The following is a 21,267-nucleotide window of genomic DNA, read 5'->3' as shown; positions in this document are numbered from 1 at the left end:
TCTATTTCTCATTTGTATGAGTATATTGTTTAGAAACAGGACAAGTTTCTTTCTCATTTCCAGACTCCTATCGATCCGCTAACTACTGTTATTTTACCTGAAACACACAATGAATCCTAGAATAGAGCCTGGCTTTTGAAGAACAGGAGGTATAACATTTGGCTTCTACTCAGGTAAAAACCATTCTTTTAGCTATGGGCGTAACCGCTTTTGCCTGTTCATTAATCATCTTTCCCGAAATTTCTTTTGAAGCATCCATTCGGGGGTTAAATATGTGGTGGGAAATCGTTTTTCCGTCGTTGCTCCCCTTCTTTATTGTTTCCGAAATGATGATTGGCCTTGGGGTTGTCAATTTTATCGGTGTCTTGCTTGAACCGCTCATGCGCCCGCTTTTCCGGGTGCCCGGGGCTGGCGGTTTTGTCTGGGCAATGGCGATGGCTTCCGGCTTTCCCTCCGGCGCTAAATTGGCGGCGCGCCTCCGGCAAAATGGGGAGCTGTCCCGCATTGAGGCCGAACGGCTTATCTGCTTTACTAATTCATCTAATCCGCTTTTCATTTTTGGAGCCGTTTCTGTCGGCTTCTTCTACAACTCCCATCTCGGCCTGCTGCTGGCGGCGGCCCATTACGGGGGCAATTTCTTAGTTGGACTTACGATGAGATTTTATGGGTCAAAAAGCGAAAAGAAGGCAACAGCTCCTGCTTCCTTTTCACTGGCAGCTGCTTTTTCCGCTATGCACAAAGCAAGAAGTCAAGATCGGCGGCCGATCGGCAAGCTGATGGGAGACGCTGTCCTCTCCTCTATTCATACTTTGCTCATGATTGGCGGGTTTATTATCCTTTTTTCTGTATTAAACAAAATTCTTTTTCATGTTCATATTACCTCTTTGCTGGCAGCAGGAGCAGCTAAACTGCTTGTATTCCTCGATTTGCCGGCCGGGTTAAGCATGCCGTTTATTGCCGGACTGTTCGAGATTACCTTGGGCAGCCAGATGGTCAGCCAGGTTCAAGATGTCCATTTGATGGAGCAGGTAGTCGTTGTCAGCTTTATTCTTGCTTTCAGCGGGATGAGCGTTCACGCGCAGGTAGCCAGTATTTTGGCGGACACGGATATCCGGTTCCGGCAGTTTTTGTTTGCCCGCTTTCTTCACGGCATCTATGCAGCCGGATTTGCCTTTTTTCTATGGAAGCCGGTTTATGAACAATCTTTTCTTCCGCAAAATGCTCCGCCGGCCGTTCCCGTTTTTCTTTATGAAAAAACAATATGGGAAAAGCTGTTGCTCTATTTGCAGCAAATCGGACCGGTCTTCACTATTGCTATGCTAATTGCTTATTTATTCTTTTATGTAGCTGCCCGGAAGTAAGAACAAAAAACACCCCATAAGTGTTAGTTTGGTATCTAACATTTATGGGGCAGTTCAGCATGAGGGTGCTCTTTCATTATTTAGCACATACAATCGTTTCATAAAAGGTTTACTTCATTCTTTTAGCTTTTAAAGCTGCTTCTACAGCCGGCGGCACAAGATCTGAAATATCCGCTTCATATTTCGCTACTTCTTTCACGATGCTGGAGCTCAAAAATGAATATTGGCTATTCGTCATCATAAAAAATGTTTCAAGGTTTTCATCCAGCACTCTATTCATAGAGGTAATCTGCATTTCATATTCAAAGTCCGAAACAGCCCGCAAACCGCGCAGGATAGCCTTAGCATCTCTTTCTTTGGCATAATCGACGAGCAAGCCGTTATAGCTGTCAACTTCCACATTTGGCAGGTGCGTGGTCACTTCGCTAATCAATTCTTTTCTCTCTTCGACAGAGAACAGAGGCTTTTTAGATGAATTGCTCAATACCACCACGTATACTTTATCAAAAATTTTCGCGCCTCTTTGAATAATGTCTAAATGTCCATTTGTAATCGGATCAAAGCTCCCAGGACAAACGGCAATACTTGCCATCGGTACTCCCCCTTTATTCTTTCCCCCGTTTAAAGATTGACACGCGGATCATGCCGTATGTTTCCGTTCTTATTTGCAGCAGGCTGCCGATCTTCTCTGACAAAGTATCGCTGGAACCATATTCACATACGATAAAGCCATCTTCCGCAAGCAAATTTTGTTCATCAATCCGCTTTAATAAACGCTCTAACTGCTGTTTGGCATAAGGCGGATCTAAAAAGATGCCGTCAAACGCTAATTCCCGTTTGGCCACCGCCTTTAACGCCCGTTCTGCGTCGTTTCTGTATACTTCACTTCGATCTGAAAAATGGCAGGCAGCTAAATTAGATTTCACCGTTTGAATCGCTTTCATATCTTTGTCGACGAAAATCATTTTTGAAAAGCCCCTGCTCAATGCTTCTATTCCCAAGCCGCCGCTTCCGGCATAAAGATCAAGCCCGATGCCGCCAGAAAAATAAGGACCGATCATGTTAAAGATCGATTCCTTCACTTTATCAGTCGTCGGCCGAGTGCTGTTCCCTGGCACAGCTTTTAACGGAATGCCTTTTTGCGTTCCTGATATCACTCTCATATATATTCACCATTTACAAAGATTTTCTTTCTCATGTTACCATAACTCATTCAGTGAATCCAGCGGCTTTCTTGCTTATTCCCTGCTCAAGCCTATCGGGATCATTTTGACCTTTGTCCTTTGCCTAAAGAAAAAAAGAACAGACAAATAGAATCCGTTTTTGAAATAAATAATGTTTAAAACCTGTATGCACGGTACATACTACTAATAACAACATCACTCGGGATGTTGTCGATCACGGAGAAGGCTTATATTCCCCATGAGTTCTTTCTCCAGTTTCTCCTCTCCCTTTGCCTTCTGTCTGATATAGACGTAGAAGGGCCCTGCTGAATCATTCAGCAGGGCGTTTTTTTATAAATTCAACTCTTGGATATTGATGTTCTTTTCGTTTTGAACAGCGACTAAAAAGATTTTTTGCAGCCACTGCTGGCTGATGTAAAGCCGGCCGTTATAGGAGCGCAGGGCATGCTCATAAAGGCCGTAGCGCTCTTCGTTTAAGATAAAGCGGTTCTGGTCGAGATAAAAGCGATACGTATTATACTCCCGCTTAACAAGCAGTGTTTTTCCGTCTGTCAGTTCTTTGACTTCGTATCCAAGCGCCTGCAGTGTTTCTGTAAACGGGAAAAACAGCTGCTCGCCCTCAGCCACCGCCCGCAGCTCGGTTTCACTCCCATTTACGGTGATAGGACGGTTATCATAGAAGACTAACGATTGAAATGGATGGTTTTCCAATTTATTTTTCACAAAAAAGTCTGTGTCAAGTCCTTTGACAGCTGATAGAGCCTGATCGAGACGCTCAGCGGTAACCGTTTTGTCTGTTAAACGAAAAAGAGCCTGCTGCCATTCTTCCTTCTCCTGATCAGTCAGCTGTTTATTTAACGAGCCGTACATCATTTTGACTTTTTCAGAGCCGGCGGGACGGCCAAGTTTATAGGAAGTGATTAAATATCCAAGCCAGTCTTCCCCTTCTTCAAAGCGGTAATCCTCCACCACTTTTTCTTGAATAAAGGACTCCGCAAGCTCGAAAAGCTGGTCATCGTCTCTCGCCAGAATCAGCCGATCCGACATATAAGGAGGATGCTGGTCCGTTAAGATTACCACTGTTTTCTCCTTTATTCCTTCCTCAATCAAAGTTAGCTGCTGGCGATCCAGCTGGCTGCCCGCCTGTCCATATACAGCAAGCTTGCCTTCTGGAAACAACGGCTGCAGCGGCGGCATCTGCCAATATAACACACCTGGCTCTCCTTCTCCCTGGAATTGATAATAATCTATCAAGTCCATTTTTTTGAGTTGCGAAGGCCCCAGGCTTGAAAACCATCGGCCTTTTCTTATTTGTTTCTCTGTAAAATGGAGAACGGTCCGTTCTGCCTCAGCGTCCTTTAATTTAATCGACCAATCAGACAAGAAAACTGCCGTTTGAAAGGAAGGCAGCTTAATCGAGTAAGTAACGGAAAAGGTGTCGCCTTCAGGAATAATCTTGATGCTTTGCCCCCTAAAGGAACACGTGCCTTCTTCTTTTCGGCAGGATGCTTGCAGCGCATTAGCAGGCATGATAGCCTCCAAAGGTTCTCCCGGCTCTAAGCGGGTAAAAGTATGCTTGACTGTCAAACCGGCTTCATTATGCTCTACATTAATTTCCTGCCTTACGTTGGCCTCTTTTGAAGCCATCGATGTTTTCTCGTAACCTATCCATTGAACAAACAGGGCCACGCCCGAAATGATTATTAAAAAAGAAATAAGAAGTACAGATTTTTTAAGCATAAAGTTCGCGCCTTCCCTAGTCAATTCATCCTAATTATAGGCTAGCAAAATAGGCCTGTAAACAACCGAAAATCTACAGTTTTATGGACGTTGCGTACTGAATCGTTCTTTGCTTGAGCTTCTTTAACGGGAAGGGTACAATAAGAGTGCCTTAATTGGACTTTACATAGGAAACGGAGGATTCAGCTTGATTCAGCGTTTTATCGAACTTGGAGAAGGATATTCAGATATATATGAGCTTCTTGAGATTGCCCGCAACAATGAACACCGTCTTACCCACATGATTGCTTTCCATTCTTCTGTGGAAGGACGTCCCGCAACTTCTCTGGCAGTTGTTCTTTCACCGACAGACCCGGGAGGTTTTCAGCCGATTTACATATGCCGTGAGGGAATTCCTTATCCGCACAGCACACCAAACAAGCGTTTTGATTTATTCAAGGAAACAACCGAATCTTTAAATCGGCCCTTGATTGAAATGGATGTGAAACCATCCTCTGCCTTTGCAGAAACCGAGCTATACTTCCAGCATTTAATCGGCATTTTACGGCTTAACCATCTGCTGGCTCCGTTAGGAAAGTAAAATAAAAAAGCAGGGAATCCCCCTGCTTTCATCCGAACTTTTACACACCAATCTTATAATCGTATTCTTTTGCTTTATCGGGCTTTGAGTTTTCATACTCTGTTTTTAAAAACGGCTTAAAAGACGGCTCCACCTTTTTAACAAACGACAATGATTTTAACTTCCCTATGACCTCTTCAAGCTCATCTTGATTGCAGTAAACTACCGCATACTTCATACGTTTGGATACGTAATGAACATTCCCATACTTTCGCAACGATTTAGCTGGCTTCGTATTGTGGAGCCAGACGATAACGGCTTGTCGATCAATAAACATAGTATCTCCCTCTGAATCAGTGTTTTAAAAATAGAAAAGGCGGCTTGGCCAGCTTTAAGCCGCCAAGAAACGCCTGTATCTGTATGTTGAGCCAAAGTCGGCTCCTTTAAGCTGAACAACCACAGCTTGAACCTGAGCCGCAGCCGCCGCCGCAGCTGGAGCCTGATGAAAAGAACGGATTGCCTGTAGGCACTTTAATTCCTTCCGATACTGACCGGCCGATGATGACACTGATCTCATCAAGAAGCGCCTGCAATTCATTTTCAGCGACTCGAAAGGCAGCTACGTTTTCGTCCAGATCCATTTCTCTTTTTGCTTCCCTTACTTCCTTCATGACTCTGCTATAGTCAGGGTGATAACGCCCAAACCGCTGTACCTCTTCATATTGGTCTTTCAGTCGGCTAAAACGGTTAATCTTCCCTTTTGTTATAGGGTTTGTATATAAAAGAAAGTAGCACGACTGATAATTTTGCGCCACTTCCGACTCAACAATCATTTGCGCGAGCTGTTCAGCCTGTTCTACTGTTTTTATTTTTTCAATTGTAGCTGTAAGCAAATAGCCCACCTCCATTCCCCTATTTTAACATATTATCTCTCAAATAAAACTATTTACGGAATGGATACAGTAAACGATTTTTCATAACCGAGCGGACGGCTGGACTCATCTGTTAATTTAATATCTATTTGGTGACGCCCTGCATCTAACCCCTTTATAATAAAAGCGGCGGTATGGTAGGTCTGATAATGCTTGCCATTGACAAAAACAGCTATCTGCCCCTTCGCCTGAGAATTTCCTCTGTCCTTCGAAAAGGACACGCCCGGAACGACTAATTCCACAAATACATTTTTTCCTCTTAATAAATGCTTGACTGTCCAACTTTCCCCTAGGGTCTGCGCCTCTGCCTCACTCATTGAAGCAGAGGGGGACATGGTCTCGGGCTCTGGAATATTGGGACTGCATCCAGCGAAGAAAAACATTGTCAAAATTATGGCTAACCACTTCATGGCACACACTCCTTTTCGGTTAGTGTGTGCAGGTTCCCTCTATTTTATTGCTCATTTTCATTGGTTTCCGCCGGCTGTTCTGCCGGTTCTGCTGTTTCTTCCGGCTGAGGTGCCGGCTGGGAAAATTGGGACTGCATCATGTACATTAAAGCGGAAGCCATTTGCAAGCTGTCATTCAAACGGCTGATCCGATCAGGAAACGTCTTTTTATAAAATTGCAAACTTGCCCTTTCAAAGGCTTCTATTTGATAAGGATCACGGCTTAATAACCGGTACCAAGACGGCTCTCTTCTTAAATAATCATGCCATTCCTTGTTGCTCCTTATTTTCTCCATGAGTTCCTGTCTCATTGAGCCCCCCCTCTCTTCCTTGCTCTTGCCATTTATTTTTTTTGCTGCTGTTCAGCGAAATCAGCTAGATAGATTTGGGCCATCTCCAGCATCCCTTGGACATCCTCTAAAATACTGCTCCATTTCATGCCTTCAAATAGAGACATCACTTTCGCCAATTTCGCTGTCAAATCCTCTTCTTGAAAATCTTCCTTCTGCTTATTGCCTTTTTCACTGTGTGCCTCGGTCTGCACATCTCCTGATAGATGCCATTCTTCAAAAAGCGCTTGCAACGTTGTCTGCTTCTGCCGCACCTTTCTCTTTAAATCTGGCCGCTCCTCCATAAACAACTTAAACTCTCTTACTTTCGGATGTAACATCCCGTTTTTCACCCCATTTTCCCGCCCAACTGATTTGCTATTAATACATTATGGAACAATAGCCAAAAAGTGAAAAAATGTTTCACCTCATAAAAAATGATATGATAATAAGGGCAAATGAGCTGGAGTTGCCGCTCAATTGGGGAGGAAGGGAGAAGGTTTCATGAAAGAAAGAATTCGCTCATTAATTGAACAAAGTCTTCAGCAGGCAGATGAGAAAGAACTGAAGGTGCTAGAGCAAATGCTAGAAGGGTATTTAGAAAAAGTACAAGGAAAAGGAACCTATATAGGAAGGATCTTTCAGCTGGAAAGAACGACGGGCGATCATGAATGCGAGGTTCGAATGCCCATTACTGGATTGACTAGTAATTCCCTGGATATTGTCCACGGGGGAGTCACCGCTACTGTGCTAGACTCAGCTATGGGGTCAGCCGCCTACACTGCTGCGCCTGAAGGATACGCAGTTGTTACTTCTAACTTAACGATTCATTATATCGCTCCCGGAAAAGGAGAAGAGTTAACGGTAAAAGCCTGCGTATTACATAAAGGCTCAAAAACGATCGTAGTCGAAGGAAAAGCATTCAGAACAGATGGCAAAAAAGTAGCTCACGCAACAGGCACCTTTTTTCTAATTAAAAGAAGATAATTAAAAAAGCAGCTGTTTACTGGAACCGCTGCTTTTTCATTTATCTGGCAACAAAATTTTGCGTATAATACCTCTGGTACACACCTACACCTAATAATGTGAATTCCTTTTCCAACAAGGCTTCACGATGCCCTTTGGAGTTTAACCAGCCTTCTACAGCAGCCGGGCCATCTGTATAATTGGCTGCTATATTTTCGCCGGCCAGCTGGTAATCAACCTTTGCTTTTTTCAGCCGGTCTCCCAAATCTCCGGCAGAAGGAGATTCGTGGGCAAAATATTGTTTTTCATACATTTCCTTGCTGTGCTGCTTAGCTACCTTAGCCGTTTCCGGGTCCCAGGCCAATTCATTTAAGTTATGCTTTTCACGGATAATATTTGTTAGATCCGCTATTTGCTTTTCACTGCCCTCTTCAATTTGCTGCCATACGGCATCCGGCAATTCAGGCTCATCCGGCAGCTCTCCCCGATAAACCATTTCATATGGGCGCTGTTTAACCAAGTAATCTGTCGTTAAGTAACGGACACTAGATAAGGTGCCAGAAAATTTATCAATATATAATTGCGCATACATATCCCCTACCCTCACGACCGGTCTTATATTAAAATCCTCCTCCGATAATTCAAAGCGGTACGTGCCGGAGCCGTTCTCTACAACCACGTCCATTCGAAGGTCATATGTCTGAAAGAGATCTTTAGCCGGTTGCTCCATCTTAAACGGAGAAACATCCGTTTCACCAGCAGCATAGGCGGTAACTACTTGATTATTTTCGACGCCGAACTGGACGTATTGGTGCTCCTTCTTATACACCCACCATTCATATCCGTAAGCGGAAAGATCTTTTCGAACAGGGTCTCCCATTTCTTTTATTAACAAGGCCGAGTCTTTGCCAATATAAAACCCTGCACCGGATGCCGGCCTCTTTACGGCAGGAACTTGTCTCTTCAAATCCTCTTGTTCTCTTTGCACATTCATATCATGCTTTGCAGGATTGGTGGTGGCAGAATTATGAAGCACTTCATTATCTTTTCTTGCTTCATTAAAGTACATCCCGCCTATTAAAATGATGGACATAACCACCAGAATTCTGATGACTGATCGCAGAAGACTCCCCCCTTTTCAGTTTCTATACGCAGCATTATTGCCTTATATTACTCACATTATAACATTATGCACACCTCGTATCACTCACCGCAAATAATTTAAAAATTTTTCTCTTGTTCTTATTAAAGCCGTTCAATTACCTGGTGGAAAAGATTTCTCTGTTTCACTTCATTCCATTGCAAGAAATGTGTTTTTCGACTATTATTATGTATGGAGCAATAGAGAAAAAACGCGGAAAGATACTAGAAGCACGCTAAGATACTCAGGAGGGATTTTTCATGAAATTTGAAAATACGGGTTTGGAAAATTTACGGGTTGATTTTGATCGTCTGAATTATATTTGCCGGTCACATAAGCTAGTTCTTGCAGGACAATGGGACTACGAGCGAGTAACATTTGACCGCAAATTTGATCTTAAAGAAGGTACATACTATTTACGTGTTCTTGGATACGCAGTTGAAGGGGATGTTGGTTCTTCAGAAGCTACTATTCAATTGATGAGTCCTTTACTTGGTAAATATTACTACCCGCATGGCGTAGAGTATGGAGAAGGCGAAAGCTTCCCGCCATCTTTAATCGAAACATGCGAAAAGGTTTTGGCTGATCTTAAAAACGAAATTGAACAATTTACAGTTTAAATACAAAGGGGGTTCGGAATGACATCATTCCGAACCCCTTTCTATTGGCTTAACTACACGCTCCAGCGCTTTCTTGCGCTCTGTATCAACCACTTTAACTTCTTCGCGGCAGTCATGCATGCCTAACGCAGATCGAATGAATGTCCGTTTAATTAAAATGACGGGATCAATGCCTGGCCAGCCCACTTCCGGTTACAACGCTTCCACCCAAGTCATTGATAAAAGAGACAGCAGCCATTGGACGGCTAACTCTGTTGATTGGAACGGCAGACGCCGAGAGACTCCCAACGAAAGCAACCGCCTGCATCCACAAGCAAAATAAAAAAAGACTGCGGACAAACTTCAATTTTCATTGAGTTTGTCTACAGCCTGAACGCATAAAGGATCTCATACGCTCTTTTCGTTTTTTAAAACCCGAGAATGGCTTTAATCACGGAAGTTGTTTCGCCGCCTTTATAGAAGACGTAAAGCAGCAAATAAACAGCTACGCCGGTGATAGCGGTAAAAAACCAAATAATACTTGTAACCGGTCCAAACTTTCTATGCTTCTCCAAGTTGTTTTTCAGCCCTAAAATAATTGTCCAGATACCTAAAACAGCTCCGACCGTCGCCAAGGTAATATGAAAAATTAAAAAGACAGTATAGTAAATTTTAATATCATCCGGCCCGCCAAAAGCTGTATTGCCGATAAAAATTGTCCGGCTGGCATAGATAACAAAAAAAATGACGGCAAAAACGGCAGCAAGAAGCATGGTTTTTTTGTGCTGCTCAATTTTTCTTTGCTTAATTTGCCCCCATCCAATCGCCACCGTTATTGCGCTAAGCACAATAAAGGAGGTGCTGATTGTGGGTAAGATAGGTAATGACATCTTGATTCCTCTCTCCCATTCATAATTCGTTTGTATCAGGCAAAGGAAAGGAAATGAACAGGCTGTTGGCGGATATTTTCAATCAGCCTGTCCATCAGAAAATAGACCGAGCCCTTCATTTCCTTCCTGTGGTTATTTCGTATAATCCGGTTGATGATTATTCATCATAGCGGCGGTCATTTTTTCTGTCTCCTCTTTATCTTTACGAACCCATTCAAAAAATACAAAAGCAAGCATGCATCCATATACAATTTCCTGGATAATTTTCATAATAACGCCGCCAAGCTGCTGGTCTTCCATTACCGGCATGCTTGAAAACAGTTCAGGTCCGCTTAAGGACAGGCCTTGTAAAGTGGAAGTTGGGACACAAAGCTCCATTGCTTGCAGCCAAGCGCCTGCATCGCTGTATGTGGCGTATACCGGTGCAGAAGCAAAAATAATCAAGCCGCAGGCCGGCGTTAATAGCACACCATCGGCAAAAATATATCCCACTTTTTTGAGACCGTTTAATTTTCTTCCTTCCGGCATATCATTCACTAGCGGCCACCACATAAAGAGCGCAAAAATGAACAATCCAATTGTATACAGAGTATGGAGAACCATGCTCATCTTAATGTAATCAAAAACAATCGGCAAATGATAAATAGAAAATAGGCCGTTAAACAACACTAAAGCGATCAATGGCTTTGTAAAAAAGTTAAATACCGGCTTGATTACCGGACGATCAATAACCTTCTTCCAAACCCACCACGGCACACCTCTTAAGAATAAAGGGGCCACAACTAAATAGAGAATAGCCATCTGAATCATATGATACGTAAACATAATATGCCCGAGCAAATCAATCGGAGAGCCCTTTACGGCATATAGTACGACCATGGACGTTACAAATAAAGCTGCCTGATGCTTCTTTAATGGCTCACTGCCCTCGAACTTATTTCTCCATTTAATCGTTACGAAGAAATAAAGAACCGTCAGCAATAGTAGCAGCGCCAAAAAATAAGGACTCCACAGCGCTTGAAATCCAAAAATACTTATCGGCATTTCCTTTCACCTCGATATTATTTTCAATGCCCTGCTTACATTATAACGTTCCCAAATTCCCCAAGCAATGTCCTGAATTGACAAGTTCATGACAACATCATCAGATAAGGCTCGCTTGAAACAAAAAGCCGGTTCCATAAAGAACCGGCTTTTTGCAAGACTATAAACACTTGAACGGCAAGTTTATATTACCACCAAATGATTGTCATGAAGGCCAAAACGGTAACAAAAGCTATCGTAACGCCTGACCACATAAACAAGGAAGGTGCTTCGTGCCCTTTCTCACTCATATGCATGAAGTAATACAATTGAAAACCTACTTGAACAACTGCCAGCAATAAAATAAATGGAACAACGAACCATTTAGAGAAATCCGCAGCTACTGCTACGAAAGAAACGACCGTGAAGAAGATCATCAACGTAAATGTCGCTACTTGGATTCTCATGCCTTCTGCATTTTTCTTGCGGCGGTAATCATAATTGAGTCTTGGGTTGTTTGAATTCGATTGATTATTTACCATCAATTATCCCACCATTCCCATTAAGTATACTACCGTAAAGATAAATACCCATACAACGTCGATAAAGTGCCAGTAAAGGCTTGCCAAGTAAAATTTAGGCGCATTGTAAAGGCTTAATCCGCGGCCTGCATTCCGAACCATTAACAAAATCATCCAGACTAATCCAAAGATAACGTGAGCGCCATGGAAACCAGTTAATGTGTAAAAAGCGGAACCAAATGCACTGCTAGTAAACGTGTGGTTGTATTCAGTGTAGTAATGATGGAACTCATAAAACTCACAAGCTAAAAAGCCAAGACCAAGGATAACAGTAATTAACATCCAAAGCTGCATCTTCTTAAAGTTGTAGTTTTTCATATGGTACATGGCATATACGCTTGTTAATGAACTTGTTAACAAGAGCATAGTCATTACGAACACAAGCGGCAATTCAAATAGATCTTTTGCCAGCATATGATCCGGGCTTGGTACTTTATCTTTCAATGCAATATAGGTAGCGAAGAGAGAGGCGAACAAAACCGTCTCTCCACCTAGAAACAGCCAGAAACCTAGAAATTTATTTTTTCCTTCAAGCGTTGCTTTTTCAGGTGATTCAGGCCAAGTTTGGGGTGTGAATTTTTCTTCAGCTTGCATTATGCCTTAACCCCCTTGTCATCATTTTCTTCCATTAACTCTTCTTTATGAATATGGAAGCCGTGATCATCTTTCAATGAACGATAAATCATGGCACCAAATGTAATCACTAATCCGCCAATTAAGACTGGAAGCGCCCATGCCTTGTCATCTACATGGTACATTGCTCCGAAAGCAGCAATGAATAGACCAAGTGAAATAACAAATGGAACGAATGAACTGTTCGGCATATGAATATCGCCGATCGGCTCAGCCGGAGTCAATGTTGTCTTGCCTTCCATTTTCTCTAACCAGTAAGCGTCAAGTCCGCGAACAAGCGGAAGCTGCTTAAAGTTGTAGAATGGAGCTGGTGAAGAAATCGCCCACTCTAATGTACGGCCATCTTCCCAAGGGTCGTTGCCGACTCTTTCATTTTTCACAGATGTAATAACCACGTTAATCAACAGGGAAATAACCCCTACTGCCATGAATGCGGCTCCGATTGAACTCACAAGGTTACCAGTGTCAAGTCCTTGACCTGGAAGGAAAGTCCAAACACGACGAGGCATACCCATTAAACCAAGGAAATGCTGAACAAAGAATGTTAAATGGAAACCGATGAAGAAGAAAACGAAAGTAAACTTCCCAATTTTTTCACTTAACATTGTACCGAACATTTTTGGCCAATAGAAGTGCGTACCCGCTAATAGGGCAAACACAACCCCACCAACAATAACGTAGTGGAAATGGGCAACGATAAAGTATGAATCATGATATTGATAGTCTGCTGGAGCTACCGCTTGCATAACCCCTGTTACCCCACCCGCTACGAAAGACGGAATAAAGGCAACGGCATAAAGCATTGGTACAGTAAATTTAATGCTTCCTCCCCAAATAGTGAGAAGCCAGTTAAAGATCTTAATACCTGTAGGTACAGCAATCGCCATTGTTGCAACCGCGAAAATCGCGTTAGCTACCGGACCAAGTCCGACTGTGAACATATGGTGAGCCCATACCATGAATCCAAGAAAACCGATCAATACAGTTGCGAATACCATAGAGGAATATCCGAACAGACGTTTTCTTGAGAAAGTTGAAAAGATTTCTGAGAAAATACCGAAAGCCGGTAAAATCAAAATGTATACTTCCGGGTGTCCGAAGATCCAGAAGAAGTGTTCCCAAATAATTGTGTTACCGCCTGCTGCTACGTTAAAGAAGTTCGCACCGAACATACGGTCAAACGTTAACATAAAGATAGAAGCAGTCAGCGGCGGGAACGCGAACAAGATTAATGCAGAAGCTACGAATGTTGTCCATGTAAACAACGGCATTCTCATGTACGTCATGCCCGGAGCACGCATGTTAATGATTGTAACGAGGAAGTTAATTCCCCCCATTAACGTACCGAAACCTGAAATTTGCAGACCTAAAGCATAGAAGTCAATTCCATGCCCTTCTGAAGCAAGTGACAATGACGCGTAAGAAGTCCAGCCTGCATCAGGAGCGCCGCCTAAAAACCATGATAAGTTTAAGAATAATCCTCCGAAGAAAAACAGCCAGAAGCCAAGAGCGTTAACAAATGGGAACGCTACATCGCGCGCCCCGATTTGCAGCGGCATAATAGCATTCATAAAGGCAAGCAATAAAGGCATTGCTGCCAAGAAAATCATTGTTGTACCGTGCATAGTAAGCAATTCATTAAACAAGCCCGCGCTGACGAAATCATTATTCGGTACAGCTAGCTGAGCCCGTATCATCATTGCTTCCACGCCGCCCATTAGGAAAAAGATTCCGCCCGCGATTAAATAAAGAATCGCAATTTTCTTATGATCGACTGTTGTTAAATAGTCCCATACCGTACTTGCGAACCCTCGTTTTTGTGCAATGGTACTCAACGGTTTTACCTCCTTCTTTTTCTATTCCTTATTGTTCTTCTACTTTCAAGCTCATTAAGTATGCTGCTAATTGATCAAGCTCTTGTTCATTCAATTGTTTATAAGTGCCTGTCATCTTATTGCCTGGCTTATATTTTTCAGGATCGCGAATCCAGTTTTTCAACTCTTCTTCGTTATGATCCAATATTCCGGCAATGCGTGAACGCTCACCAAACGTCGCTAAGTTCGGGGCAAGTCTTGCTTGCTCCGGACGAGAATCGTCTGGGCTTGTTGCGTGACAGCTTAAACAGTTTTGTTCAAAGAGCTTTTGTCCCTCTACTGCAGCTGTATCAGTTGGAGCTGCCGGTTTCGCGGACTGCATAGTGCTGATCCACTGTTTAAAGTCATCTTGTGATTTAGTTTCTACTTTAAAATCCATCAAAGCATGGGATGGACCGCAAAGCTCCGCACACTTTCCATAGAACAAGTTACCGGCTTCTTCTGATTTATCGCTGTCGAATTTCAGCCAGAATTTGTTTACGTTATCCGTGTTCGTATCCATCTTTCCACCTGCAGCAGGAATCCAGAATGAATGCTTTACATCAGATGCCTTTAAGTTAAAGTATACTTTTTGATCAGTTGGAACAACGAGTTCCTGGGACGTCATTACTTTGTAGTCAGGATATTCAAACTCCCACCAGTAAAGATTTGCACGCACGTTAACAACAAGTGCATCACGTGTTCCATCTTTCTTTGGCTTTTTATCCATGTCCTTTACGTTTGCCTGATCAAATGTAGCCGTAACAGTCGGCACGGCAAGAATCAGCAAAAGGATAATCGGAATAACTGTCCAAATGATTTCGAGCAAATGACTGCCTTCCACTTGCTTAGGAATTTTGTTTTCGTCGCCCTTTTTACGGCGGAAGCGAGTAATGGCAAGAACGAAAATGACCGTAACGACAGCAATAACTGTTACCATAATGACCGTGCTTAGAATCATCAGGTTGTATTGCTGTTTAGCCACGTCACCGGCAGGCTTGAGTGTGGAAAGGAATGGCTCGCCACAGCCTGACAGTGCAAGTGCCAATACCGCGAAGACTGATAAAAGACGCCATTTAGTTAGCCTATCTTTCATAGCTTAATTAAACCCCTCTTTCTTATGAATTTCTGCAGCAATATGAGCTTATATATGGATTTCTTTGACAAGAAAGAATTCCTGTGAGTTAGATAACAGTAAAAATAACCATCGCTACAAACAGGACAGTTAAATACTGTAATGAATAAATAAACATCCACTTTGCCCATTTGAGGTCATCCTTCATTTTATACCCGGTTACCCCAAGGACAAGCCACCCTATATTTAAAACTGTCGCCAATACGACAAAGGCTGTGCCAAGTGATGTCATAAAAAATGGAATTGGCAACAGAGCCAGCACCCATATCACAATATGGCGCTTTGTGGCAGAAAAGCCTTTTACGACCGGCAGCATAGGAATGCCGGCGGCCCGGTATTCTTCGCACCGTCTCATGGCAAGTGCGTAAAAATGCGGAGGCTGCCAAATAAACATGATTAAAAACAGCATCCAAGCAACAACATCCAAGCCTGGATCAACAGCTGCCCAGCCGATCAGCGGCGGTACAGCACCGGAAATACTCCCAACGATTGTGTTGCTGACATGACGGCGTTTAGACCACATTGAGTAAACAACAACATAACTGAACACACCTATTAAACCAATGATACCGGCTGTAAATGTTGTTAGAAATAAGAAGGCTGTTCCGATAATAATGAAAGCGAGACCAATTGTCATCACTTTTGGATAGCTTATTTTTCCTGTAACTGTCGGACGTCCTTTCGTTCTCTCCATCAGCGGGTCAATGTCCCGATCAATAAAGTTGTTTAAACTGGCAGACCCTGCGATAATTAGAGATGATCCGATCAGTGTGTAAAAAACCGTGTCCAGCTGAGTTAGAAAGTGCAGGCCGTTAAAAACGATTGCCAGCCATAGCCCTGTGAAAATAGTGATCAAATTAGAATTCACGATTCCAATTTTAATCAGTGCAAAGAAATCCTTCACAGCTGTTGTTTCCGGAAGCTCGCTATTCCCCATCGTAGTTGTGGCACGTGACACCTTTTTCCCCCCTCTCATAAAAACAAGCGGTCTGTCTTTGGATATAACTGACGGAGCTTTTATCTCCTTTACCAAACTGCACCAAAACCACTGTTCATTCCATATTAAATCATATCAGCTTGTTTTTTTGTGAACACATAATGAACTAATTATGTCGAATTTGTGTCGGCTGAATAAGCACTATTCCTATCAATTTGGTTTTATAGGATAATGAATATCGTGGATCGCTAAGCTTATTTAACCAGCCTTTCAACTAGCTTGATCCACTGCTGTCTTTATGTATAAGCATAACATTTCCAAATAATTTTACAAGTTGTCTTTTCAGCGCATCTTCTGTATTATCGAGAAGATGAACGCTTTTATAATCCCCTTTTGCATTATAGATAAGTAGGTGAAAAACATGCAACGCTCTTTAAAATGGCTGGCGGTTGTGACAACGTTCGTCATGCTTCTTGTTCTGCTTGGCGGCGCGCTTGTAACCAAAACAGGTTCCGAACTTGGATGCGGAAATGACTGGCCGCTATGCCATGGGCAATTAATTCCTGAAGAAATCACAATGGAAACAATTATTGAACTATCGCACCGGCTAGTATCTGGTGTAGCCGGCTTGCTGGTAGTGGCCTTATCGGTTCTTTCTTGGCGGCTGATTGGCCATAAGCGGGAAACTAAATTTCTCGCCGCTACGTCTACGCTCTTTTTGATTGCCCAAGCGTTAATTGGAGCAGCAGCCGTAAAGTGGGGACAAAGCGATTTCGTTCTGGCCCTTCATTTCGGCATTTCTCTTATTTCGTTTTCAGCTGTTCTGCTCTTAACTCTCTTGATCTTTGAGGTTGACCAAAAGTTTGATGCTTCTTCTTTAGTTATTGACAAGCGGATGAAATGGCATACTATCGGCGTTACACTTTACAGCTATTTAGTAGTCTACACCGGGGCGCTTGTCAGGCATACGAAAGCGAGCCTTGCTTGCGCTGACTGGCCTTTTTGCTTAAACGGCAGCCCTTTTATGTCACTCAATAGCTATCAATGGATTCAAATGGGGCATCGTCTGGCAGCAGGTTTGATCTTTTTGTGGATTGTCTATATTACTATGATGGCAATCAAACATTATAAACAGCAGCGGGTCATTTATTGGGGATGGGTCATTGCCTGTTCTCTCGTTTCCTTGCAAGTTATATCGGGCGCAATTATTATTTTTACGAAGGTTAATTTATATGTAGCATTAGCTCATGCCTTATTTATTTCTTGCTTGTTCGGTTTGCTCTGTTATTTAATCCTTCTTATCTCAAGAAGTAAAACCAGCACAAACAAGGTTTCAAAAGTTTCATAAAAAAACAGCAGGCAAACCAGTTTGCCTGCTGTTTTTTTTTATGAATCGGAGTTGCTGATGTCTGTGCCCGGCCCTTCGCTTTCCGCCGGAAATAGCTAGTGAAAGAAGCAAAGCGAAAACAAGCGGGCACAGGGCCCGCTTGTTTGTTTATCGCTCTACTTCAATCAGCAAATCACCAGTAGAAATAGCTTCACCGTTTTGGACATGGATGTTTTTCACCGTTCCTGAGAATGGGGCTTGAACGGTTGTCTCCATTTTCATCGCTTCGGTAATCATTAAATGATCTCCCTGAACGACCTTCTCTCCTTTTTCCACAAGCACTTTGATCACCGTTCCCGGCATTGTGGCGGCTAAATGGCTTTCATTTTTCGGATCTGCTTTTATTTTAGAAGCAACTGAAGATTTTATGCTTTCATCTTTAATCACTATCTCACGCGGCTGGCCATTTAATTCAAAATACACCACGCGGGTACCGTCTGTTTGTGCCTGCCCAATGGAAACAAGCTTGACAATTAATGTTTTGCCCGTTTCAATTTCAATTTCGATCTCCTCGCCTAACCTCATTCCATACAAGAACGTCGGCGTATCCAGTACGGACACATCACCAAACTGGTCGACTGTTTTAATGTAATCCGTAAATACTTTTGGATACAAGGCATAAGCGATAACATCGTGATCGGTTATTTGGCGGTCAAATTCGTTGGACAACTCTTCTCGAATGGCGTCAAAGTCGACATCCTTAAGCAGCTCCCCTGGACGAACCGTCAAAGGCTCTTTCCCTTTTAAAATTACTTTTTGAAGCTGTTTCGGGAATCCGCCGTACGGCTGGCCCAAGTATCCTTCAAACAATTCAATAACGGAATCCGGAAAGTCAATTTTGTCTCCCCTTTCCAGCACTTCTTCTTCTGTCAAGTTATTCTGTACCATAAACAAGGCCATGTCACCGACTACTTTAGAAGAAGGAGTGACCTTGACAATGTCCCCGAACATTAAATTAACGCGGCTGTACATGTCTTTCACTTCTTCCCAGCGATCGCCGAGCCCTACCGCTTTCGCCTGCTGCTGCAAGTTGCTGTATTGTCCTCCAGGCATTTCATGCTTGTAAATTTCTGTGTGCGGAGCGACCATGCCGCTTTCAAAATCCTGATAATACTGTCTGACACCTTCCCAGTATTGGGATAGCTGCTCTAAAGAATCAATGCTGGCAGAAGGCTCCCGCTCTGTTCCTTTTAAGGCGTAACAAAGCGTATTGGCGCTCGGCTGCGAAGTGAGGCCAGCCATTGTGCTGACCGCTACATCAACAATATCCACTCCCGCTTCGATCGCCTTGGCATACATATAAATGCCATTTCCGCTCGTATCATGCGTATGAAGATGAATCGGAAGATCAACAGTCGCTTTCAATTCAGAAATTAACCGGTAAGCGGACTGCGGCTTCAACAAACCTGCCATATCTTTAATGCCAAGAATATGCGCTCCTTGATTTTCCAGCTCCTTTGCCATGTCTTTATAATACTGAATGCTGTATTTTGGACGGGACGGATCATCAATATCACCTGTGTAGCAAATAGAGGCTTCAGCAATCTTGCCTGTTTGGCGGACTGCATCAATGGCTGTTTCCATTCCCTTGATCCAGTTTAAGCTGTCAAAGATGCGGAACACATCAATGCCGGAAGCGGCAGATTGATCCACAAACTCGCGGATCACATTATCCGGATAATTCGTGTAGCCAACGGCATTGGAAGCGCGAAGCAACATTTGAAATAACACATTCGGCACTTTCTCCCTCAAAGCAGTCAGACGCTTCCAAGGATCTTCCTTCAAAAAGCGGTAGGACACATCGAACGTAGCTCCTCCCCACATTTCCAGCGAGAACATGTCCGGAAGCAATTTAGCAGTCGGTTCGGCGATTCGAAGCAAATCATTCGTGCGTACACGTGTAGCCAGCAGCGATTGATGGGCATCGCGGAAAGTTGTATCCGTCAGCAGCACTTCAGAGCGGGATTTGACCCAATCAACAAGCCCATCAGCGCCCCTTTCATCCAAAATCTGTTTTGTGCCCGGCGAAGCTGGCTCCAAGCCGACTTTCGGAACAGCAAGCGGTTCAAAGAGCGGCTTTTTCTTCTTTTCGATTCCCGGAAAACCGTTCAGTGTTACATTGCCGATATAATTGAGCATTTTAGTTCCCCGGTCTTTCCGCTTCGGAAACACAAATAATTCCGGAGTTGTATCAATAAAGGAGGTATCATAATTTCCTGTAATAAAGTCTTCATGCCGCATGACATTCTCCAGGAAAGGAATGTTGGTCTTAATCCCGCGAATCCGGAACTCCTGAAGGTTTCGCAGCATCTTAGAAGCCGCCTGCTCAAAAGTGAGCGCTTGCGTAGATACTTTCACAAGCAGCGAATCATAGTAAGGAGTAATCACGGCCCCTTGGAACCCATTCCCTGCATCCAGCCGGACACCGAAGCCGCCGCCGGAACGGTAAGCCATAATTTTTCCTGTATCTGGCATGAAATCATTTAACGGATCTTCTGTCGTAACACGCGACTGAATCGCGTACCCATGAACAGTGATCCCCTCCTGTTGAGGAATTCCGACCTTCTCACTGTGAAGAGAATGGCCTTCAGCAATCAAAATCTGCGATTGGACAATATCGATTCCCGTGACCATTTCTGTGATCGTATGTTCCACCTGAACACGCGGATTGACTTCAATAAAATAGAACTTGTTATCTGCAACGAGAAACTCTACGGTTCCCGCATTTAAATAATCTACTTTTTTCATCAGCTGAACCGCTGCTTCACAAATGCCATTGCGCAAATCTTCTGGCAATGATACACATGGAGCGACTTCTACTACCTTTTGATGACGGCGCTGCACGGAACAGTCCCGCTCATAAAGGTGAATAATGTTCCCATCATGGTCTCCGAGAATTTGCACCTCGATATGCTTAGGGTTTTGAACAAACTTCTCAACGTATACCTCGCCGCTGCCAAAAGCCGCTTTCGCCTCGGACTTTGCCCGCTCATAGGCTTCACGCACCTCTTCAACGCTATTGACAATCCGCATGCCGCGGCCGCCGCCGCCAAGCGCAGCTTTAATAATAATAGGAAAGCCGTGCTCCCGGCCAAACGCCACTACTTCTTCAAGAGAGGAGACTGGGCCGTCCGTACCCGGGATGACCGGAATGTTTGCCTGCTGTGCTTGAAACCTGGCCTTCACTTTATCACCAAACATATCTAAATGCTGGGATTTAGGACCGATAAAAATGATGCCTTCTTCCTCACAGCGTTTAGCGAATTCGATATTTTCTGATAAAAAACCATACCCCGGGTGAATCGCATCAACTTCCGCTTGCTTGGCAATCTCAATAATGTTCTCAATATCAAGATAGGCTTCAATCGGCTTTTTGCCTTTGCCGACAAGATAAGCTTCATCGGCTTTATAGCGATGATAAGAGCCTGAATCTTCTTTTGAGTAAATGGCCACTGTACGGATGCGCAGTTCTGTACAAGCGCGAAATACGCGGATCGCGATTTCCCCCCTGTTAGCAACCAGTACTTTACTGATTTTTCTCATTTTCATCTCTCCCCTGTTGTGCGAG

23 protein-coding genes are annotated in these 21,267 nt (G+C 43.5%); 6 read left to right on the top strand and 17 right to left on the bottom strand.

The genetic code is table 11. The features are described 5' to 3' along the window. Positions 1 to 158: 158 nt before the first annotated feature. Positions 159 to 1,361 (top strand): sporulation integral membrane protein YlbJ, encoded by a 1,203-nt coding sequence (gene ylbJ / locus B1A98_RS01395; RefSeq protein ID WP_087903718.1) that lies wholly within the window; start codon positions 159 to 161, stop codon positions 1,359 to 1,361. 109 nt (positions 1,362 to 1,470) lie between these two features. Here the strand turns inward: ylbJ and coaD are convergent, their stop codons facing one another. The 3 genes from coaD to B1A98_RS01380 form a co-directional block, all read right to left on the bottom strand. Beyond that, positions 1,471 to 1,953, bottom strand: coding sequence for a pantetheine-phosphate adenylyltransferase (coaD, locus tag B1A98_RS01390; protein WP_063383450.1), 483 nt, complete (start codon positions 1,951 to 1,953; stop codon positions 1,471 to 1,473). A gap of 13 nt (positions 1,954 to 1,966) precedes the next feature. Further along, positions 1,967 to 2,524 carry a 16S rRNA (guanine(966)-N(2))-methyltransferase RsmD gene (gene rsmD / locus B1A98_RS01385; protein ID WP_063383449.1) on the bottom strand — a complete coding sequence of 186 codons (558 nt, stop codon included), beginning with the start codon at positions 2,522 to 2,524 and terminating at the stop codon, positions 1,967 to 1,969. A 351-nt stretch (positions 2,525 to 2,875) separates the two neighbouring features. Beyond that, positions 2,876 to 4,285, bottom strand: a complete 1,410-nt coding sequence (locus B1A98_RS01380; RefSeq protein WP_063383448.1) for a stalk domain-containing protein — start codon at positions 4,283 to 4,285, stop codon at positions 2,876 to 2,878. 187 nt (positions 4,286 to 4,472) lie between these two features. Between B1A98_RS01380 and B1A98_RS01375 the strand changes: the two genes are divergently transcribed. After that, the gene (locus B1A98_RS01375; RefSeq protein WP_063383447.1) at positions 4,473 to 4,865 is read left to right on the top strand and encodes a DUF7147 family protein; all 393 of its coding nucleotides are present in this window, start codon (positions 4,473 to 4,475) and stop codon (positions 4,863 to 4,865) included. Positions 4,866 to 4,905: 40 nt separating this feature from the next. Here the strand turns inward: B1A98_RS01375 and B1A98_RS01370 are convergent, their stop codons facing one another. The 5 genes from B1A98_RS01370 to ylbD all read right to left on the bottom strand — a co-directional run bounded on the left by B1A98_RS01370 (position 4,906) and on the right by ylbD (position 6,907). After that, positions 4,906 to 5,181 carry a YlbG family protein gene (locus tag B1A98_RS01370; protein ID WP_041099777.1) on the bottom strand — a complete coding sequence of 92 codons (276 nt, stop codon included), beginning with the start codon at positions 5,179 to 5,181 and terminating at the stop codon, positions 4,906 to 4,908. Positions 5,182 to 5,287: 106 nt separating this feature from the next. Then, positions 5,288 to 5,752, bottom strand: coding sequence for a YlbF/YmcA family competence regulator (locus B1A98_RS01365; RefSeq protein WP_041099775.1), 465 nt, complete (start codon positions 5,750 to 5,752; stop codon positions 5,288 to 5,290). Between the two features lie 38 nt (positions 5,753 to 5,790). Continuing rightward, positions 5,791 to 6,186, bottom strand: coding sequence for a hypothetical protein (locus B1A98_RS01360; RefSeq protein ID WP_063383446.1), 396 nt, complete (start codon positions 6,184 to 6,186; stop codon positions 5,791 to 5,793). 44 nt (positions 6,187 to 6,230) lie between these two features. Next, complete coding sequence (locus B1A98_RS01355; protein WP_052475263.1) at positions 6,231 to 6,536, bottom strand: YlbE-like family protein; 306 nt, start codon at positions 6,534 to 6,536, stop codon at positions 6,231 to 6,233. Positions 6,537 to 6,568: 32 nt separating this feature from the next. Beyond that, positions 6,569 to 6,907: a spore coat protein YlbD gene (ylbD, locus tag B1A98_RS01350; protein WP_125474323.1), complete on the bottom strand. Its 339-nt coding sequence runs from the start codon at positions 6,905 to 6,907 to the stop codon at positions 6,569 to 6,571. Between the two features lie 151 nt (positions 6,908 to 7,058). On the opposite strand from ylbD, the gene B1A98_RS01345 reads away from it, so the two are divergent. Beyond that, on the top strand, positions 7,059 to 7,541 hold the full coding sequence (locus B1A98_RS01345) for a PaaI family thioesterase (protein WP_041099770.1): 483 nt from the start codon (positions 7,059 to 7,061) through the stop codon (positions 7,539 to 7,541). 40 nt (positions 7,542 to 7,581) lie between these two features. Here B1A98_RS01345 and B1A98_RS01340 read toward each other — a convergent pair whose 3' ends face one another. Continuing rightward, positions 7,582 to 8,613, bottom strand: a complete 1,032-nt coding sequence (locus B1A98_RS01340) for a CAP domain-containing protein (RefSeq protein ID WP_223663108.1) — start codon at positions 8,611 to 8,613, stop codon at positions 7,582 to 7,584. A 308-nt stretch (positions 8,614 to 8,921) separates the two neighbouring features. Here B1A98_RS01340 and B1A98_RS01335 point away from each other — a divergent pair, with 308 nt between their 5' ends. Continuing rightward, positions 8,922 to 9,281, top strand: a complete 360-nt coding sequence (locus B1A98_RS01335) for a YugN family protein (protein WP_041099768.1) — start codon at positions 8,922 to 8,924, stop codon at positions 9,279 to 9,281. Between the two features lie 118 nt (positions 9,282 to 9,399). Then, entirely contained in the window at positions 9,400 to 9,603 is a 204-nt protein-coding gene (locus B1A98_RS20165) for a hypothetical protein (RefSeq protein ID WP_125474322.1), read from the top strand. Positions 9,604 to 9,688: 85 nt separating this feature from the next. Here the strand turns inward: B1A98_RS20165 and B1A98_RS01330 are convergent, their stop codons facing one another. The 7 genes from B1A98_RS01330 to cyoE form a co-directional block, all read right to left on the bottom strand. Then, positions 9,689 to 10,150, bottom strand: coding sequence for a DUF420 domain-containing protein (locus B1A98_RS01330; protein WP_170808509.1), 462 nt, complete (start codon positions 10,148 to 10,150; stop codon positions 9,689 to 9,691). A gap of 132 nt (positions 10,151 to 10,282) precedes the next feature. Beyond that, positions 10,283 to 11,194 (bottom strand): cytochrome c oxidase assembly factor CtaG, encoded by a 912-nt coding sequence (ctaG, locus tag B1A98_RS01325; protein ID WP_041099762.1) that lies wholly within the window; start codon positions 11,192 to 11,194, stop codon positions 10,283 to 10,285. Between the two features lie 188 nt (positions 11,195 to 11,382). Then, complete coding sequence (ctaF, locus tag B1A98_RS01320) at positions 11,383 to 11,715, bottom strand: cytochrome c oxidase subunit IVB (protein ID WP_041099760.1); 333 nt, start codon at positions 11,713 to 11,715, stop codon at positions 11,383 to 11,385. Between the two features lie 3 nt (positions 11,716 to 11,718). Next, entirely contained in the window at positions 11,719 to 12,348 is a 630-nt protein-coding gene (locus tag B1A98_RS01315; protein ID WP_063383444.1) for a cytochrome (ubi)quinol oxidase subunit III, read from the bottom strand. Further along, entirely contained in the window at positions 12,348 to 14,222 is a 1,875-nt protein-coding gene (gene ctaD / locus B1A98_RS01310) for a cytochrome c oxidase subunit I (protein ID WP_041099756.1), read from the bottom strand. The genes B1A98_RS01315 and ctaD overlap by 1 nt, the downstream gene beginning before the upstream one ends. Positions 14,223 to 14,250: 28 nt before the next feature. Continuing rightward, complete coding sequence (gene coxB / locus B1A98_RS01305) at positions 14,251 to 15,336, bottom strand: cytochrome c oxidase subunit II (protein WP_041099754.1); 1,086 nt, start codon at positions 15,334 to 15,336, stop codon at positions 14,251 to 14,253. Positions 15,337 to 15,424: 88 nt separating this feature from the next. Continuing rightward, entirely contained in the window at positions 15,425 to 16,351 is a 927-nt protein-coding gene (gene cyoE / locus B1A98_RS01300; RefSeq protein ID WP_063383642.1) for a heme o synthase, read from the bottom strand. Positions 16,352 to 16,733: 382 nt separating this feature from the next. Between cyoE and B1A98_RS01295 the strand changes: the two genes are divergently transcribed. Beyond that, entirely contained in the window at positions 16,734 to 17,660 is a 927-nt protein-coding gene (locus tag B1A98_RS01295) for a COX15/CtaA family protein (protein WP_041099750.1), read from the top strand. Positions 17,661 to 17,807: 147 nt separating this feature from the next. Here B1A98_RS01295 and pyc read toward each other — a convergent pair whose 3' ends face one another. Beyond that, entirely contained in the window at positions 17,808 to 21,248 is a 3,441-nt protein-coding gene (gene pyc, locus B1A98_RS01290; RefSeq protein WP_063383443.1) for a pyruvate carboxylase, read from the bottom strand. Between the last annotated feature and the right edge of the window lie 19 nt (positions 21,249 to 21,267).

It is taken from the genome of Pseudobacillus badius, assembly GCF_002189605.1.
GTDB lineage: Bacteria > Bacillota > Bacilli > Bacillales > Domibacillaceae > Pseudobacillus > Pseudobacillus badius.
This window is presented reverse-complemented; position numbering and strand designations above follow the sequence as displayed.

What these genes read in the sequence shown, in the direction of transcription:
- coaD (WP_063383450.1), bottom strand. Translation starts at nt 1,953, where the DNA reads ATGGCAAGTATTGCCGTTTGTCCTGGGAGCTTTGATCCGATTACAAAT.
- rsmD (WP_063383449.1), bottom strand. Translation starts at nt 2,524, where the DNA reads ATGAGAGTGATATCAGGAACGCAAAAAGGCATTCCGTTAAAAGCTGTG.
- B1A98_RS01380 (WP_063383448.1), bottom strand. Translation starts at nt 4,285, where the DNA reads ATGCTTAAAAAATCTGTACTTCTTATTTCTTTTTTAATAATCATTTCG.
- B1A98_RS01370 (WP_041099777.1), bottom strand. Translation starts at nt 5,181, where the DNA reads ATGTTTATTGATCGACAAGCCGTTATCGTCTGGCTCCACAATACGAAG.
- B1A98_RS01365 (WP_041099775.1), bottom strand. Translation starts at nt 5,752, where the DNA reads ATGGAGGTGGGCTATTTGCTTACAGCTACAATTGAAAAAATAAAAACA.
- B1A98_RS01360 (WP_063383446.1), bottom strand. Translation starts at nt 6,186, where the DNA reads ATGAAGTGGTTAGCCATAATTTTGACAATGTTTTTCTTCGCTGGATGC.
- B1A98_RS01355 (WP_052475263.1), bottom strand. Translation starts at nt 6,536, where the DNA reads ATGAGACAGGAACTCATGGAGAAAATAAGGAGCAACAAGGAATGGCAT.
- B1A98_RS01345 (WP_041099770.1), top strand. Translation starts at nt 7,059, where the DNA reads ATGAAAGAAAGAATTCGCTCATTAATTGAACAAAGTCTTCAGCAGGCA.
- B1A98_RS01340 (WP_223663108.1), bottom strand. Translation starts at nt 8,613, where the DNA reads ATGTCCATCATTTTAATAGGCGGGATGTACTTTAATGAAGCAAGAAAA.
- B1A98_RS01335 (WP_041099768.1), top strand. Translation starts at nt 8,922, where the DNA reads ATGAAATTTGAAAATACGGGTTTGGAAAATTTACGGGTTGATTTTGAT.
- B1A98_RS20165 (WP_125474322.1), top strand. Translation starts at nt 9,400, where the DNA reads ATGCCTAACGCAGATCGAATGAATGTCCGTTTAATTAAAATGACGGGA.
- B1A98_RS01330 (WP_170808509.1), bottom strand. Translation starts at nt 10,150, where the DNA reads ATGTCATTACCTATCTTACCCACAATCAGCACCTCCTTTATTGTGCTT.
- ctaG (WP_041099762.1), bottom strand. Translation starts at nt 11,194, where the DNA reads ATGCCGATAAGTATTTTTGGATTTCAAGCGCTGTGGAGTCCTTATTTT.
- ctaF (WP_041099760.1), bottom strand. Translation starts at nt 11,715, where the DNA reads ATGGTAAATAATCAATCGAATTCAAACAACCCAAGACTCAATTATGAT.
- B1A98_RS01315 (WP_063383444.1), bottom strand. Translation starts at nt 12,348, where the DNA reads ATGCAAGCTGAAGAAAAATTCACACCCCAAACTTGGCCTGAATCACCT.
- coxB (WP_041099754.1), bottom strand. Translation starts at nt 15,336, where the DNA reads ATGAAAGATAGGCTAACTAAATGGCGTCTTTTATCAGTCTTCGCGGTA.
- cyoE (WP_063383642.1), bottom strand. Translation starts at nt 16,351, where the DNA reads ATGAGAGGGGGGAAAAAGGTGTCACGTGCCACAACTACGATGGGGAAT.
- B1A98_RS01295 (WP_041099750.1), top strand. Translation starts at nt 16,734, where the DNA reads ATGCAACGCTCTTTAAAATGGCTGGCGGTTGTGACAACGTTCGTCATG.
- pyc (WP_063383443.1), bottom strand. Translation starts at nt 21,248, where the DNA reads ATGAAAATGAGAAAAATCAGTAAAGTACTGGTTGCTAACAGGGGGGAA.